The following is a 14,622-nucleotide window of genomic DNA, read 5'->3' on the forward strand; positions in this document are numbered from 1 at the left end:
GGATAACTCCTGGTCGCCGCATCGCTGAGAGCGCTCCCTGATCCTGCTGGATCCACATCGAGTGGCCCCGTCGGGGGCAGGGTCCGATCATGACTGATGACTGGCGGAGCGACCGGATCGGCAGCGCGCTTCGGGGCGGGAATCCCACGGTGCTCCGGAGGCTGGAAGCCGGGTTCGCGGTGATCGGGGACGTTCAGTTCCTCCCGGGATACTCGGTGCTCCTCGCGGACGATCCTGCGGTGCAGCGGCTGTCGGAGCTTCCCCGGGGCAAGCGGCTGGCGTTCCTGGCCGACATGGACAGGCTGGGTGAGGCTGTCGAACGCATCTGCAAGCGGCTGGACCCGGCCTTTCGCCGCGTCAACCTGGAGATTCTGGGGAACACCGATCTGTTCCTGCATGCGCATGTGTGGCCGCGGTTCGACTGGGAGCCGGCCGATCTCGTGCGGAGGCCCGTGTGGCTGTATCCGCGAGAGTGGTGGAGCGACGAGCGGTATGCGCTTGGTCCTCAGCACGACGCCCTGTGTGAGGTGATCGGTGAGGAACTGGACGGACTGGTGTCCTGAGGCGTCGGGGTCGCCGCCCGTCCACCCGTCGGCGCTTCATGGTGATCCGCCGACTCGAGTCGTTCCACGAGGAGCATCGCCGCATCGTCCGCCAGGTAACCGCCGGTGTGGCGGATCAACCCCCGGTGCAGTTGTTCCAGGAACTCCGGCGTGCTGCACGTATGCGCCGCTTCCATGGCCTCGGGCAGGGCGAAGAAACCGTCGTCAGGGCTGCGCGCTTCGATCACGCCGTCGGTGTGCAGCAGCAGACGGTCACCGGGCGTGAACGGGTAGCTCTCCGCCTTGGCAGGAGGAACGGTGATGAATTCCTCCAGCCCCAGGGGCGGCAGGGGTGAGGCGGGCATCAAGGCCTCGACCTTGCCCCGGCGCAGCAACAGCGGTGGCGGATGGCCGCGGTTGATCACCTGGACCACGAAGCTGTCGGACACCTCGACCACGACCGCCGTGACGAAATCCTCGGCCTCGTGTTCCGCAGCGGTCGGATCGATCGCGCTCGGCACGGCGCACTCCCGTTCCAACGCGGCCGCGCAGTGGTTCACGACCTCCACCAGTTCGTCCTCGTAGTGGACGGCCTCGCGGAACGCGCCCAGGACGACGGCGGCGAGGCGCACGGCGGGCAGCCCCTTGCCGCGGACGTCGCCCATGATCATCCGGACCCCGTAGCGGGTCTGCGAGACCGCGTAGAGATCGCCGCCGATCTGGGCTCCCGCCTCCGCCGCGAGGTACAGGCTGGCCATCCGCACCGGCCCCAGCCGGGCCGGCACCCGTCTCAGCAGGACTCGTTGTGCCGCCTCGGCGATCCGGCGAACCTGGTCCAGCTCACTCTGCCTTCGCGCACGTACGGCACTACTCATCGTGACACTGGCCACTGACACCACGATGAGGGACAGGAGGTTGCTGTAGACCTGGCCACCCCAGCTCTGGTGGAGGGTGGCCGTGATCACGGTGACGGAGAGAGCTCCCGTCGCTGCCGCGAGGGTGCCTTTCGGTCCCAACGTCAGCGCCGCCAGTGCCGGGATCGCGGCGAGGATGGGACCGGTGATCACATCGTGTGCGGGCGAGAGCTCGATGCCCAGTGCGAACAGTACGATCACGAACGGCAGACACTGCCCGAGCCTGAAGAGGACCCGACTGTGACCGCCCGCTCCTGAGGGGCTGGATGAGCGGAAGAGTGACCGCATGGCCACCAGCCTGACTCACCGGAGTCGAGTGTTCCACTCAACGCCGCCGTGTCCTTAGTGCTCGTGCGGCTCGTACCCGGGAATCGTCCCGTCCGCCTTCTTCACGAGGAACAACCCCACCATCCCCATGTCCGAGTGGCTCTGGACATGGCAGTGGTACATCCACGCCCCCGCCCCGACCCCCTCCCCCGCGATCACCTGAAACCCGAACGAGTCAGCAGGCCCCGTGATCTTGTTGTCCAGCACCTGACTCGGGTCGTCGGGGCCGGTCAGCATCCCCGTGCGGTTGTCGGCCCAGCGGTGACCGTGCATATGGAACGTGTGGTAGTACTCGCCGTGCGTGATCACCACGAACTCGACCCGGTCGCCCACCGTGGCCTCGAAGTTGGGGCCACTGTGCGCCGGCTTGTTGTTGATCAGCATGTCGTTGAAGACGATCGTGTGGGTCGCGTCCGGGAGGATGTCGCCCTTGCGACGGACGATCACCGGACCGTACAGCCCTTTGCGGATGCCGCCCGTGCCGTGTTCCGTGCCGACGACATGGTCGTGGTAGTGCCAGTAACCCGCGCTGCCCGCGCGCCAGGTGCCGTCCTTGCGGCGGCCGGGTGCGTGGGTGCGCCAGGTGTACGTACGCGTCCCGCCCGGCTCTACGTCGCTCTTGTTCTGCTTCGTGCCGTCGCTGGTGATCTCGTAGTCGAGGCCGTGGACGTGCAGGCTCACCGCCACGTCCATGGTGTTCTCGAACTCGATGTGCAGTGTGTCGCCCTCGTTGAGTTCGATGAGCGGGCCGGGGATCGACGCCTTGCCCTTCTCGTAGCCGTAGCCCATCTGGCCGTCGGCGAGCTTCTCGGCGTACAGCTTGATGCGCTTGACCTCGCCGCCGGCCGGAGCGGTCTTCACCGGCTCCGCGGCACTGACGGACTCGGGAGCCAGAGACAACGATGTCGCGACGGCCGCACCGCCCAGCAGCACGCGCCTGTTGAAGCCGCGTCTGTCCATGCCGAACTCCCCACCCTGGTACGGAATTTACGGAGATGAACCGCTGAGACGGTAGCGGCACCGCATTCGTTTTTCCACACTCAGGACAAAGTTCGTGCCATTCCGGTCGTACCTATTGGCGGGACGGGCAAAGAGGTCTAGCTTCCTTGGCGCTGTTGTTGTGACCGACGAGGAGTGGATGACCCCATGCGGTTCGCGTCGCATCAAAGATCCCTGCCCTTAAGCGAGTTGACCACAAACAGACGGGTGAAGAGACGGGCCTGGGCGGCCGTTCTGACCGCCGGGTTCGTCACCGCGGGGCTGCTCTCCGGCGGTCCCGCGAGTGCGGTCCAGGCCCCCGAACCGCCACTGACAACGATGTCGATCAAGTCACCGCCGGGCGGCGCCAACGTACGGGTGCTGCTCTTCCACGGTTCCGCGGCGGCCGGGGACGAGTCGCCCGTCGTCAACGCCGGGATCGAGGCGATCGAGGAGATCGGGCTGTCCGGCCCGGCGAACCAGCGCTTCAAGGTGACGGCCACGGACGACGCCTCCGTTTTCACCAACGAGACGAAGCTCGGCCGCTTCAATTCCGTGGTCTTCCTGACCGGCGGCGGCGACGTCCTCGACGCGGAGCAGGAGGCGGGCCTGGAGGCGTACATGGAGGCGGGCGGCGGCTTCCTCGGCGTCCATGACGCGGCCCGCGCCGAGCCGTACTCGGACTGGTTCACGGGACTCGTCGGCGCCCGTCCCGCCTCCTCCAGCCCAACAGCCGTACAGCGAGCGACCGTTGAGGTCGGCGACCGGCAGCACCCCGCCACCAAGGACCTCCCGCTCCAGTGGAAGCGCCCCGACCAGTGGCCGAACTGGGTCACGAACCCGTCAGGCGATGTGCACACCGTGGCGCGAGTGCGCGAGTCGACGTACCAGCCGGGCGACAGCAAGAACGGCGCCGACCACCCGGTGTCCTGGTGCCGCGACTACGACGGCGGACGCTCCTTCTACACGGGCATGGGCGGCACGGTCGCCTCGTACGACGAAACGGACTTCCGTGCGCATCTGCGCGGGGCGCTGCTGTGGACGACACGTCTCGTGCGGGCCGACTGCAAGGCCGCGATCAACGCCAACTACAAGGCGGAGCGGCTGACCCAGCCCAACCAGCCGGGGCAGAACGACCAGATCGGCGAGCCGCACGGCCTGGTCACCGCGCCCGACGGACGTGTGCTCTACATCGGCCGCGGCGGAGCCGACTCCTCGCAACCCGTCGTCACGGACTGGAACAACCCAGACATCGGCAAGGGCAAAGGCGAGATCCACGTCTACGACCCGAAGACCAAGAAGGTCACCCTGGCCGGCGCGCTGACCGTCTTCGGCAACAAGGGCGGCGGCGATGAGCTGATCAAGGTCGAAGAGGGGTTGCTCGGCATCGAGTTGGACCCGGCGTTCCAGCAGAACGGCTGGGTGTATCTGCACTCCACACCGCATGCGCAGATCAACCGCGACACGCGGATGGCCGAGCGCCGCGTCTCCCGTTTCACGCTCGATCTCGCCACGAACAAGCTGGACTTGAGCAGTGAGAAGGTCCTGCTGAAGTGGCCGGTGCAGATCCACAGCTGCTGCCACGCGGGCGGCGGCATGGCGTGGGACTCCAAGGGCAACCTGTACATCGCGACGGGCGACAACAACTCCAGTCAGTTCAGCGAGGGTTACTCCGGCAACAACCCGCAGCCCAACTACAAGGGCGTCTCCTTCGCCGACGCGCGCCGCACGTCTGGCAACACCAACAACCTCAACGGCAAGATCCTGCGCATCCACCCGGAGCCCGACGGCACCTACACCCTGCCCCAGGGGAATCTCTTCACCGGCAAGGAGACCGACGAGGGCGGCGGCAAGACGCGCGGCGAGATCTATGTGATGGGGGTCAGGAACCCCGCGCGCATCTCCGTCGACAAGAAGACGGACACGCTGTACGCGGGCTGGGTCGGCCCGGACGCCTCGGCGCCGTCGACCACTTGGGGCCCGGCGAAGTACGACACGTTCGCCGCGATCACCAAGCCGGGCAACCACGGCTGGCCGTACTGCATGGGCAACAAGCAGCCCTACCGCGACCGCAATCTGCCGGACCCGACAAAGCCGCTCGGCTGGTACGACTGCGACGCCCCGAAGAACGAGTCGCCGAACAACGACGGTCTCGTCAACCTGCCGCCGGTCACCGGGAACACCATCTGGTACTCGCCCGCAGGCGGCGGCCCCGACTTCCCGCGCGACGCGAACGGCATCCCGTCGTACAAGGCGGAGGAGCAGAAGTTCCTGCTGCCGTGGCTGAAGGGCGGCGGTCAGGCGGCGATGAACGGACCGGTCTACCGCTATGACGCGGCATCCGCGGGTGCGGGGGCGTGGCCGTCGTACTGGGACGGCAAGTGGTTCGTCGGCGACTTCTACGACGGCGACCAGCCGCGGCACGCGGTGCTGCTCGACCCCAAGACGGCGGGCCAGGGCGGGGTTCCGGTGCACGCCGAGTCCCTGAAGAAGATCATCCCCGTCGGCAATGACGGCATCAAGAACCTCATGGACTGGAAGTTCGGCCCCGACGGCACGCTGTACGCCCTCGACTACGGCCGCGGCTTCTTCACCTCGGACGCCAAGTCGGCGCTGTGGCAGGTCACTTACAAGGGCGGCGCTCCGACGCCGGCCGCCGATCAACTGGCCAGGGAGGCACAGTGACGGGCGTACGCATACGACGGCGAAGAACCGCACGCCTGTGGACGGCGCTTCTGGCGTCACTGCTGATGGTGCTCGGGCTGACGTCCACGTCGGCTTCCGGGCAGACGGACGGAGCCGGCGCCCCGTCGGCAGCCGCCGACGCTGCCGCGCAAACGCTTACGTGGACGGCCGGCAACGACATCGACAAGTACACGTCGGCGCCCGCCACCGCGGTCGCGGGCCCGACGACGATCGTTTTCGAGAACAGCGTGGCGACCGGCAACACCACAGGTATGCCACACACGTTGACGTTCGACGTGTCCGACCCGGAGTACAACAACGACGTCCCGCTCAACATCCTGGCCAATCCGAACGACGACCAGGGCGGCAAGTACACGGCCGAGGTGACTCTGACGCCCGGCCGGTACCGCTACTACTGCACCATCCCGGGCCACGGTCAGATGCAGGGCATCCTCGTGGTCACCGAGGGCACCGGCGAGGACACGACCGCGCCCGAGACCTCGGCGGACGTGAGCGGTACGCAGAACGCGGACGGGGCGTACGTGGGTTCGGCGACGGTGACGCTGAACGCGACCGACGACGGCTCGGGCGTGGACCGGATCGAGTACGCGATCGGTGACGCGGGCGCCTGGCAGCCGTACACCACACCCCTGGTGATCGACCAGGTGGGCAGCCACAAGGTCCGCTACAGAGCGGTCGACAAGGCCGGGAACACGGCCACCGAGAAGGCGGCGGAGTTCACGGTGGTGGCGCCACCGACGGACGACACGACGGCTCCGGAGACGTCGGCTTCCGTGACCGGTGAGCAGAATCCGGAAGGTGCGTACGTCTCCATGGCGACCGTCACCGTGACGGCCTCCGACACCGGTTCCGGCGTCAACACCATCGAGTACGCGCTCGGTGACTCCGGTGCCTGGCAGCCGTACACGGCTCCGGTGATGGTCCACGAGGTGGGCACGCACAAGGTGCGGTACCGGGCCACGGACAAAGCGGGCAACGTGGCCGCGGAGAAATCCGTCTCGTTCACGGTCGTCGCGCCGCCCGCGGAGGACACGACCGCGCCGGTGACCGGGGTGACCGTCGAGGGTTCGAAGAACTCCTCCGGGGCCTACATCAACAGCGCCAAGGTGACGGTGACCGCGACGGACGAGCACCATGGTTCCGGGGTCGCCGCCATCGAGTACTCGCTGGACGGCGGGCCGTATCTCGCGTACACCGCACCCGTCATCGTCGATCGCGCGGGCGCGCACACGGTGGCGTACCGGGCGAGCGACAAGGCGGGCAACACCTCCGACGCCCGGACCGTGAGCTTCACGGTCGCCTCGGGTGGCGGGGTGCCGGCACCCGCCTGCGCCGAGTACGACGAGCGGCTGACGGTCATCGTCGGCACGGTCGACTCGGGTGTGCCGAACCGGATCACCAACAACCGGTGCCGGATCAACGAGTTGATCGAGGACGAGAAGGAGTGGACGTCGCACGCGCTGTTCCTGAAGCACGTGAAGACCGTCCTCGACGCGCTCCTCAAGGAAGGCGTCATCGTCCAGCGCGAGTACAACCTGATCAACAAGGCCGCCAAGCAGTCGGGCATCGGCAAGCCGGGCCAGACCGAGGGCTACCGCACGATCTTCGACGGCTCCGAGGAGTCGTTCGCGCAGTGGCAGCAGGTCGGCGGCGGCAGGTTCGCGGTGAACGCGGACGGTTCGATGACCAGCAGCACCACGGTGGCGGGCATGGGCATGCTGTGGTTCCCGGAGCGTAAGTACGGCGACTTCTCGCTGAAGCTCCAGTGGCGTGACGACGCGCCGGGCACCGGCAACGCCAACGCGGGTGTGTTCGCCCGCTTCCCATGGGTCCACGACCACCCGGAGGAGTCGCGTCCGGAGTGGGTCGCCATCAAGTACGGGCACGAACTGCAGATCAACGACCGCCCGGACGGCGACATGTACAAGTCGGGCTCGGTCTACGGCTTCGACCGGGTGGGCCTCGCCGGTGCGGGCGTCACCCAGAAGGGCACCTGGAACGACTACGAGATCCGCGTGGTCGACCAGCACTACTCGGTGTACCGCAACGGTGTGCTGATCAACGAGTTCGACAACATCGGCGGCCAGGACTTCACCCCGCCCCGCTCGGACGACCCGGGCACGGACGGGCGGCGGTTCGCCTCCGGTTACATCGGGCTCCAGGTGCACGGCACGACGGATGTGATCTCGTACCGGGACATCCGGATCAAGGAGTTGTAGGCCTCAAGTAGCCGGGGGTTGCTCCTTCTTCGCCCGGCTCGGCTGTACCCGCTTGGGTTCCCCCGGCATCTTCGGATACTCGGGCGGGTACAGCAGGTCGGCGAGGCCGTGGTCGTGAGGCCGCGCTCCGGGAAGAAGACCTTCCGCGGGCTGGACAGCCGCACGGTCCGCCCCGCCGCCGCCGGCTCCACTGCATCGCCCATGCGAGCCACGGCAGGCGTGCCGGGCTTGCTTCGCATGCGGGCGGAAGATTGTGGGAGCGCTCCGGACGAGGCAGGATGCTGCGGTGCCTCCGACTCCCACCGTGCGCCCGTACCGCCCCGAGGACCGAGAGTCCCTCGACGACATCTGCGTCCGCACCGCGCACAACGGCCAGGACAGCCGGCCCGTCTACGCGAATCCCGCGATCTTTCCGACGATCTTCGCGGCTCCGTATGTCCATCTGGAGCCGGAGCTGGCCTTCGTGCTGGACAACGGCCAGGGACAGGCGGTCGGCTACATCCTCGGCACCGCGGACACTCCCCGGTTCGCCGAAACCTTCCGCACGAAGTGGCTGCCCTTGGTCGCGGACCGCTTTCCGGAGCCCAGTGGCCCGCCAAGCACCCCGGACGAGGCGATGATCCGGCTGTTGCACCACCCCGAGCGGATGGTCGTCCCGGAACTCGCCGCGTATCCGGCTCACCTGCACATCGACCTACTCCCCGAATGGCAGGGCCGCGGCCACGGACGTGCACTGATGCGGAGCTTCCTGCGGGCTCTGCGGGACAGTGGCGTGCAGGCCGTCCATCTGACCATGGTGACGGCCAACACTCCGGCCAGGGCCTTCTACGACCGCCTGGGCTTCCACGAGATCGAGGTGCCGGACCCCGGGCCGGTCACCTGTCTGGGGCGCACGACGGACGAGATCGACAGGCTTTGAGTGACGGCGACTGCAGTCATCCGTTACTCGGGCTCCACGGCGCGCACGGTCCCGCAGGACATGGCTGGAAGCGATCACCTTGGTTGTCACAAGACCCGACAACGATCCGGGATGGATTCACCCAAGGTTGGTTCATGACTGAGAGCAGGGCCGGGGCCCGCCGCGCCGGATCAGCCCTCGCTCACGTCCCTGGCCTCAGCTTCCGACTTCTCGGCACCACTCCCCTGACCTGGACTTTACGGGCCTGGCACTCAACGAGCGGGCGCCCGGGACGGCTCCTGGAGTCAAAGCATGGATCTCCCTGTGATGCCACCCGTGAAGCCGATGCTCGCCAAGCCGGTGGCGGCGATTCCGCCCGGCATGCACTACGAGGCGAAGTTATGGACAGCAGCAAACCCTGTCCATAACTTCGCCTCGGGCACGGGCCTCCGTGGGGTACGGCAAGCTCACCTCCACAACGAGCGCTTCGCCCACCCGGGAGGCCGCCGCGGCGATCATCGGGAACACGTCCGCAGCAGCCCGAGGGGAGTCATCGCCGACCAGTCTCAGTGACTCTCGTGTCGGGTGGGCTCTGTGGCCGACGGCTGCGGCGCTGCCCAACTGGCGAGGAGCTTGAGCCGGTCTTCGGAAGAGGTGCCGGGCTCGGCGGTATAGACAGTCAGGTCGCACACCATGCGGTCGGACAGAGGCAGGTCCATGGATCGGTACGCCAGCTCCAGTCGGCCGACGTCGGGGTGCTGCAGCCGCTTGATGCCGTGGTGGCGGATGCGGACGTGGTGTGCGGCCCACTGGGTGCGGAACTGGGTGCTGAGCGTGGACAGTTCGCCGATGAGCTCGCGCAGGGCCCGGTCGCGGGGTTCGCGACCGGCTTCGGCGCGCATCAGCGCGACAGTGGTCACGGCGGCGGCCTCCCAGTCGACGAATAAATCGGCTGAGCCCGGATCGAGGAAGATGTAGCGGGCGATGTTCGGCCGGCCGCGCCGATCGCTGGTGTCGCTGTTGAACATCGGCGCGTGCAGAGCACGGAACAGCGCGTTATGGGCGATGACGTCCATGCGGCCGTTACGTACGAAGGCCGACGACTTCGTCATGGAGTCAAGCATCCACTGGACGGAGGGCGGTACCTCGATATCCCTGCGGCGGCGAGGCGCACGCCGGGCGGGACCGGCTGCTCGGACCAGGTCGAACAGGTAACGGCGCTCATCCTCGTCCAGTCGCAGGGCCCGGGCGACCGCTTCCAGGACGGAGACGGACGCCCGCATACGCCCCTGCTCGACCCGGGTGTAGTAGTCGGTGCTGATGGAAGCCAGCTGCGCGACCTCCTCGCGCCGCAGCCCGGGCACCCGGCGTGGGCCGCTGGTGGGCAGTCCGGCCTGCTCCGGGGTGATCCTGGCTCGTCGGCCGACGAGGAAGTCCCGGATGTCGGCGCGGTTGACGGCAAGGTGGTCGGGGCTGGGATCCCTGCGATCCGCGCCATTGGCGGATTGCCGCCCGGAAGAGCTCGGCGATGCGACAGCAGGGCGGCCTGGGGTGTCGGTCGGCCCGGGGTCGGCTTCACCAGGCATACGCCTGCGGGGCTTCCCCTGGTCCCGGCCAGATGCGGTCGAGGCGTTCCATGACCTCGTCGTCCAACTGCACGGACAGTGCACCGAGGTTGGACCGCAGTTGCTCGCTCGTCGTCGCTCCGGTGACCGTGGTGGAGACGGCAGGGTTGTGCAGCAGCCAGGCCAGCGCCACGTGCGTCGGCTTCGCGCCCAGCTCCCGGCACAGCCCTTCATATGCTTCGAGTTGGTCGCGGTGTGCTTCGATGCGCTGCTGCATCGAAGCGCTCCAGTTGTGTGGCTCGGTCGTGGATTCGAGGACGCCGGTGAGCAGACCGGCGTGCAGCGGGCTGTAGGGGATCAGGCCGATTCCGAGGTGGCGCAGCGCGGGGATGAGTTCGAGTTCCACGGCTCGCACGGCGAGGTTGTACAGGCTCTGTTCGGAGGTCAGGCCCATGAAGTGCCGTGCGGTGGCGGCTGACTGGGCGAGGGCCACGTCCCAGCCGGCGAAGTTGCTGCTGCCGACGTAGCTGACCTTGCCGTCGCGTACGAGCTGCTCCATCGCCTGCCAGATTTCCTCCCAGGGCGTGGCCCGATCGATGTGGTGCATCTGGTAGAGGTCGATGTGATCTGTCCGGAGTCGCCGCAGGCTCGCCTCGCACGCGCGCCGGATGTGGTAGGCGGACAGCCGGCGGTCGTTCGGGCCCAGTCCCATCGGCTGGTACACCTTCGTGGCCAGGACGATGTCGTCGCGGCGCCCGCTGCGCCTCAGCCACCGGCCGATGGTCTCCTCGGAAACGCCGTACCCCTTGGCCATGTCCGCTGTTTGCGGGCCGCCGTAGACGTCGGCGGTGTCGAAGAGGTTGATACCCGCCTCGATCGCGGTGTCCATGACCGCGAAACTGGTCGATTCGTCCACGGTGTATCCGAAGTCCATCGTCCCGAGGCCGATCCGGCTGACCAGCAGACCGGAGCGGCCCAAGTGGCCGTATCTCATCTCGTCGCTCATGCACGTACCGTCCTTTCGCAAGGGATGCCCGGTCCGGGCTACGGACGAGCAGAAGAGGCGGCAGCACCCGAAAGGGCTGAGGTCGTCGCAGGCATACGGGGTCCGGCCGCGTCGTACGGCCGGGCGGGCTGAGTGCCACGGCATCCAGGGAACTCTCGTTTCGCGCGGGCAACCAGTTGCTGATGAACCATGTACTGGCAGTACATCCCTATGGCCGCGCGGACGTCGTACGGTCAGAGGTGTGGACAACCGTGCTGAAGTCCGCGAGTTCCTCACCTCGCGGAGAGCCAAGATCACCCCGGAGCAGGCCGGGCTGCCGGCCGGCAGCCGGCGCCGCGTGCCCGGACTGCGCAGGAGCGAGGTCGCCACGCTGGCCGACGTCAGCGTCGACTACTACGGCAGGCTGGAGCGCGGCAACCTGGCCGGTGTCTCCCCCGCGGTGCTCGAATCGGTCGCCCGCGCACTCCAGTTGGACGAGGTCGAACGGGCGCACCTGCTCCACCTGGCCCAGGCTCAGGAAGGCTCCGACACACTTGCCCGCCCCCGGTCGCGTTCCAGCCGGCAGCGGGCCTTGCCCAAGAGCCTGCAGTGGGCCCTGGACGCCGTCATCGCCGGGCCCGCGTTCGTGACGAACGGCCGCCTGGACCTGCTCGCCGCCAACCAGATCGCCCGCGCTTTCTTCGCCGACATCTACGACAGCGACACCCAGCCGCCGAACATGGCCCGTTTCCAGTTCCTCGACCCGGCGGCCCGCCGCTTCTACCCGGACTGGGACCTCATCTCGGACATGACCGTGGACGTGCTGCGCACCGAGGCCGGCCGCAACCCCCACGACAAGGACCTCCACGACCTGGTGGGTGAGCTGTCCACCCGCAGTGACGCCTTCCGCACCCGCTGGGGCGCCCACAACGTGCGCCGTCACGGCACCGGCGTCAAACGCTTCCATCACCGGGTCGTCGGCGACCTCACCCTTGCCTGGCACGGCTCAAGCGTGGACGACGAACCCGGCCTCACCCTCCTCATCTACACCGCCGAACCCGGCTCACCCTCCGAAGAAGCCCTGCGCCTCCTCGCCTCCTGGGCTGCCTCCCAGGACGGTGCCGCCCCTGCCGACCGCCTCTAGCGACATAGCTGATCTCGCCGGAGGCGTCGGTCAGGCGGTGGAGGGCGGCGCCTGCTGCTGTGGCTGCCATGACGACCCGCATGGCAGCCCGTTCCGCGATGCCATGACTGCAGGCATCCACCAGCGGCCGCGCCCCCGACGCCTATAGCTATAGCAAGCAGGCGGATGCCCGGCCGGGTCGCCATAGCGCATGGCCGACTGACCGCACCTGGTGATGAGGACGACAGACCACCCAACTTGCATCTGACGTTAGCGTCAGGTTTTAGCGTGGTGGCTGTTGGTGCTCCGCAGCTCACTGCGGACATCGTTTCCCTAGATCAAAGATCTTCTGCGCCTGCTGCGAGCAGGTGCGGCTTACCGGAGGAAGACTCATGCGAGCAGTCGTTTACCGTTCGCTCGGCGGCCCGGACGTTGTCGAGGTCGCCGAGGTCGACAAGCCGGTTCCGGGCCTGAGCGAGATTCGCATCAAGGTTCAAGCCGCCGCGCTCAACCCGACCGATGTGGGGGCCTGGAGCGGGGGCTTCTTCCCGGCTCCGCCGGAGGGGAGCGCCTATGGCCTCGGCTGGGACATCGCCGGCGTTGTCGACGCCGTCGGTCCGGGGAGCCACTGGACGCCCGGACAGCCTGTCATCGCGTTCAGCTATGGCGTGCCCCTGGGGCTGAACCGGGGGCAGGCCGAGTACGTCGTGGTTCCTTCCCATTCGATCGCCGCGGCGCCCGCGGGTGTCGACCCGGTCCACGCCGCCACCATCCCTCTCAACGGCCTGACCGCGGCCCAGTCCGTCGAGTTGCTCGGTATCCAGGCGGGCCAGACCGTGCTCATCACCGGTGCGGAGGGGGCGGTCGGTGGCTACGCGGTGCAGCTGGCGAAGCGCCGGGGAGCCGTGGTCATCGCGAGTGACCTGTCGCCCGATGGCGAGTTCGCGACCAAGGTGGCAGGGGCCGACGTGTACGTGCCGGCGTCGCAGGCGCCGGCCGAGGCCGTCCGCAAGGTGCGTCCCGAAGGGGTCGACGCCGTTCTGGACACGGCCGTGCTGGGGCAGGCGCTCATCGGGGCGGTGGCGGACGGCGGCAGGTTCGTGACCACGCGGCTCGACGCTCTGCCTCAGACCGAGCGGGGCATCCGGGTGCTGCTGACGCAGGTCGGCCCGGACGGAGCGATGCTCACGACGCTGTCCGATCTGGCTGCGGCAGGAGACCTGGCGTTGCGCGTGGCCGAGACCTATCCGCTGCAGGAGGCCGCGCAGGCTTACGCGCGCATGACCAGGGGTGGGTTCCAGGGGCGCGTCGTCCTCACCATGGAGTGAGCACGGCACCCTTTCGTACGGCTGATTGACGCGGCAGACCGGCGTGGAGGCTGATCGTCGGTCGGTGCCGGTTGCACCGCGCGGCGGGACCGTGCACGTAGCGGACGAGGCGCCGGCGCGTCCGGCCCTGAGGTCGCGGTGAGGTCGCTGAGGCGGCCTGCCGCATACGGCTTGTGAGCGGGGTGCGGCAGGCCGCCTCAGGCGGTACCGGGGAGGCCGGAGCGTACGGGGTGGCAGTGGTGGGGGTGGTTGGGGTCCGTCGCCGCAGCGATGATCTCGTCGAGGCGGGTGCGCACTTCCGTCAGGTCGTTGATCTGGCGGTCGATGCGGGCCCGTTCGGTGATGATGTTCTCGGTGAACTCGTAGGTCACGTCGCCCTCGTTCATGCACCGCGGCAGGACCTCGCGAACGAGCCTGCTCGACAGGCCGGCGGCGTACAGCTGCTGGATCATCCTGACCCGCTCGACCGCGCCGTCCGGGTACTGCCGCTGTCCCCCGCTGGTGCGGGTGGAGGCGAGCAGCCGCTGCTCTTCGTAGTAACGCAGCGCCCGAACGCTGACCCCCGCCTGTTCGGCGACCTCTCCGATCCGCATGGCTGCTCCTTGCCGGTCTCGCGTCCCGTCAGAGTTGCACCTGACGTCAGTGTGAGGTTTTAGCGTAGCTGATGTTGATATCAGCGGCCCTGTGTCTCCTTCCGCTCTCCCGGCGTGCCTACCGCGACCTGGTCGTGCGCGCCCACCTCCAGCTCCACGTCCCCATCGTCCTGATCCGGGGCAGTCCCAATACGCCCCGGGCCGCATGGATGCGCGACTACGCCGCCGCACACGACTGGCTCAGCGTCGTGCAACTGCCCTCTCATGCACCGGACGTGAACCCGGTGCACGGCGTCTGGTCGCTCTTTCGGCGCGGTCCGCCGGCCGACACCGCCTTCTCCGAGGACGACCACCTCGAACACACTCTCCGATCGGGGCTTGCGGCATATCCGGTTACGGCCCGACTGGATCGACGGCTGGTTTGTCGGCACCGGACGCACGCTT

The 14,622-nt window shown here is 68.0% G+C and carries 11 protein-coding genes and 2 pseudogenes; 7 read left to right on the forward strand and 6 right to left on the reverse strand.

The features are described from left to right. Positions 1-89: 89 nt before the first annotated feature. Positions 90-563, forward strand: a complete 474-nt coding sequence (locus tag ACYVO6_RS46675; protein ID WP_461072618.1) for a diadenosine tetraphosphate hydrolase — start codon at positions 90-92, stop codon at positions 561-563. On the opposite strand, the gene ACYVO6_RS46680 is transcribed toward ACYVO6_RS46675, so the two are convergent. Both ACYVO6_RS46680 and ACYVO6_RS46685 read right to left on the reverse strand, forming a co-directional pair. Continuing rightward, positions 506-1,657 carry a PP2C family protein-serine/threonine phosphatase gene (locus ACYVO6_RS46680; RefSeq protein ID WP_461072620.1) on the reverse strand — a complete coding sequence of 384 codons (1,152 nt, stop codon included), beginning with the start codon at positions 1,655-1,657 and terminating at the stop codon, positions 506-508. The genes ACYVO6_RS46675 and ACYVO6_RS46680 overlap by 58 nt on opposite strands. A gap of 141 nt (positions 1,658-1,798) precedes the next feature. Continuing rightward, positions 1,799-2,743: a multicopper oxidase domain-containing protein gene (locus tag ACYVO6_RS46685; RefSeq protein WP_461072622.1), complete on the reverse strand. Its 945-nt coding sequence runs from the start codon at positions 2,741-2,743 to the stop codon at positions 1,799-1,801. Positions 2,744-3,016: 273 nt separating this feature from the next. Here ACYVO6_RS46685 and ACYVO6_RS46690 point away from each other — a divergent pair, with 273 nt between their 5' ends. Both ACYVO6_RS46690 and ACYVO6_RS46695 read left to right on the forward strand, forming a co-directional pair. Then, complete coding sequence (locus ACYVO6_RS46690) at positions 3,017-5,446, forward strand: ThuA domain-containing protein (protein WP_461072695.1); 2,430 nt, start codon at positions 3,017-3,019, stop codon at positions 5,444-5,446. A gap of 35 nt (positions 5,447-5,481) precedes the next feature. Then, positions 5,482-7,686, forward strand: coding sequence for an OmpL47-type beta-barrel domain-containing protein (locus ACYVO6_RS46695; protein WP_461072697.1), 2,205 nt, complete (start codon positions 5,482-5,484; stop codon positions 7,684-7,686). Between the two features lie 3 nt (positions 7,687-7,689). Here ACYVO6_RS46695 and ACYVO6_RS46700 read toward each other — a convergent pair. After that, positions 7,690-7,830 (reverse strand): annotated as a pseudogene (locus tag ACYVO6_RS46700) (ATP-dependent DNA ligase); the annotation flags it as partial. Between the two features lie 142 nt (positions 7,831-7,972). Here ACYVO6_RS46700 and ACYVO6_RS46705 point away from each other — a divergent pair. Then, on the forward strand, positions 7,973-8,605 hold the full coding sequence (locus ACYVO6_RS46705) for a GNAT family N-acetyltransferase (protein WP_461072624.1): 633 nt from the start codon (positions 7,973-7,975) through the stop codon (positions 8,603-8,605). 545 nt (positions 8,606-9,150) lie between these two features. On the opposite strand, the gene ACYVO6_RS46710 is transcribed toward ACYVO6_RS46705, so the two are convergent. Next, positions 9,151-10,170 carry a helix-turn-helix domain-containing protein gene (locus tag ACYVO6_RS46710; RefSeq protein WP_461072626.1) on the reverse strand — a complete coding sequence of 340 codons (1,020 nt, stop codon included), beginning with the start codon at positions 10,168-10,170 and terminating at the stop codon, positions 9,151-9,153. Then, the gene (locus tag ACYVO6_RS46715) at positions 10,160-11,155 is read right to left on the reverse strand and encodes an aldo/keto reductase (RefSeq protein ID WP_461072628.1); all 996 of its coding nucleotides are present in this window, start codon (positions 11,153-11,155) and stop codon (positions 10,160-10,162) included. The genes ACYVO6_RS46710 and ACYVO6_RS46715 overlap by 11 nt, the downstream gene beginning before the upstream one ends. 241 nt (positions 11,156-11,396) lie before the next feature. Here ACYVO6_RS46715 and ACYVO6_RS46720 point away from each other — a divergent pair, with 241 nt between their 5' ends. Both ACYVO6_RS46720 and ACYVO6_RS46725 read left to right on the forward strand, forming a co-directional pair. Beyond that, complete coding sequence (locus tag ACYVO6_RS46720; RefSeq protein WP_461072630.1) at positions 11,397-12,278, forward strand: helix-turn-helix transcriptional regulator; 882 nt, start codon at positions 11,397-11,399, stop codon at positions 12,276-12,278. 371 nt (positions 12,279-12,649) lie between these two features. Continuing rightward, the gene (locus ACYVO6_RS46725; RefSeq protein ID WP_461072632.1) at positions 12,650-13,585 is read left to right on the forward strand and encodes an NADP-dependent oxidoreductase; all 936 of its coding nucleotides are present in this window, start codon (positions 12,650-12,652) and stop codon (positions 13,583-13,585) included. Between the two features lie 197 nt (positions 13,586-13,782). On the opposite strand, the gene ACYVO6_RS46730 is transcribed toward ACYVO6_RS46725, so the two are convergent. Next, positions 13,783-14,178, reverse strand: a complete 396-nt coding sequence (locus ACYVO6_RS46730; RefSeq protein WP_461072634.1) for a MerR family transcriptional regulator — start codon at positions 14,176-14,178, stop codon at positions 13,783-13,785. Positions 14,179-14,297: 119 nt separating this feature from the next. Here ACYVO6_RS46730 and ACYVO6_RS46735 point away from each other — a divergent pair. Continuing rightward, positions 14,298-14,622 (forward strand): annotated as a pseudogene (locus ACYVO6_RS46735) (IS630 family transposase); the annotation flags it as partial.

It is taken from the genome of Streptomyces pseudoechinosporeus (assembly GCF_054783935.1).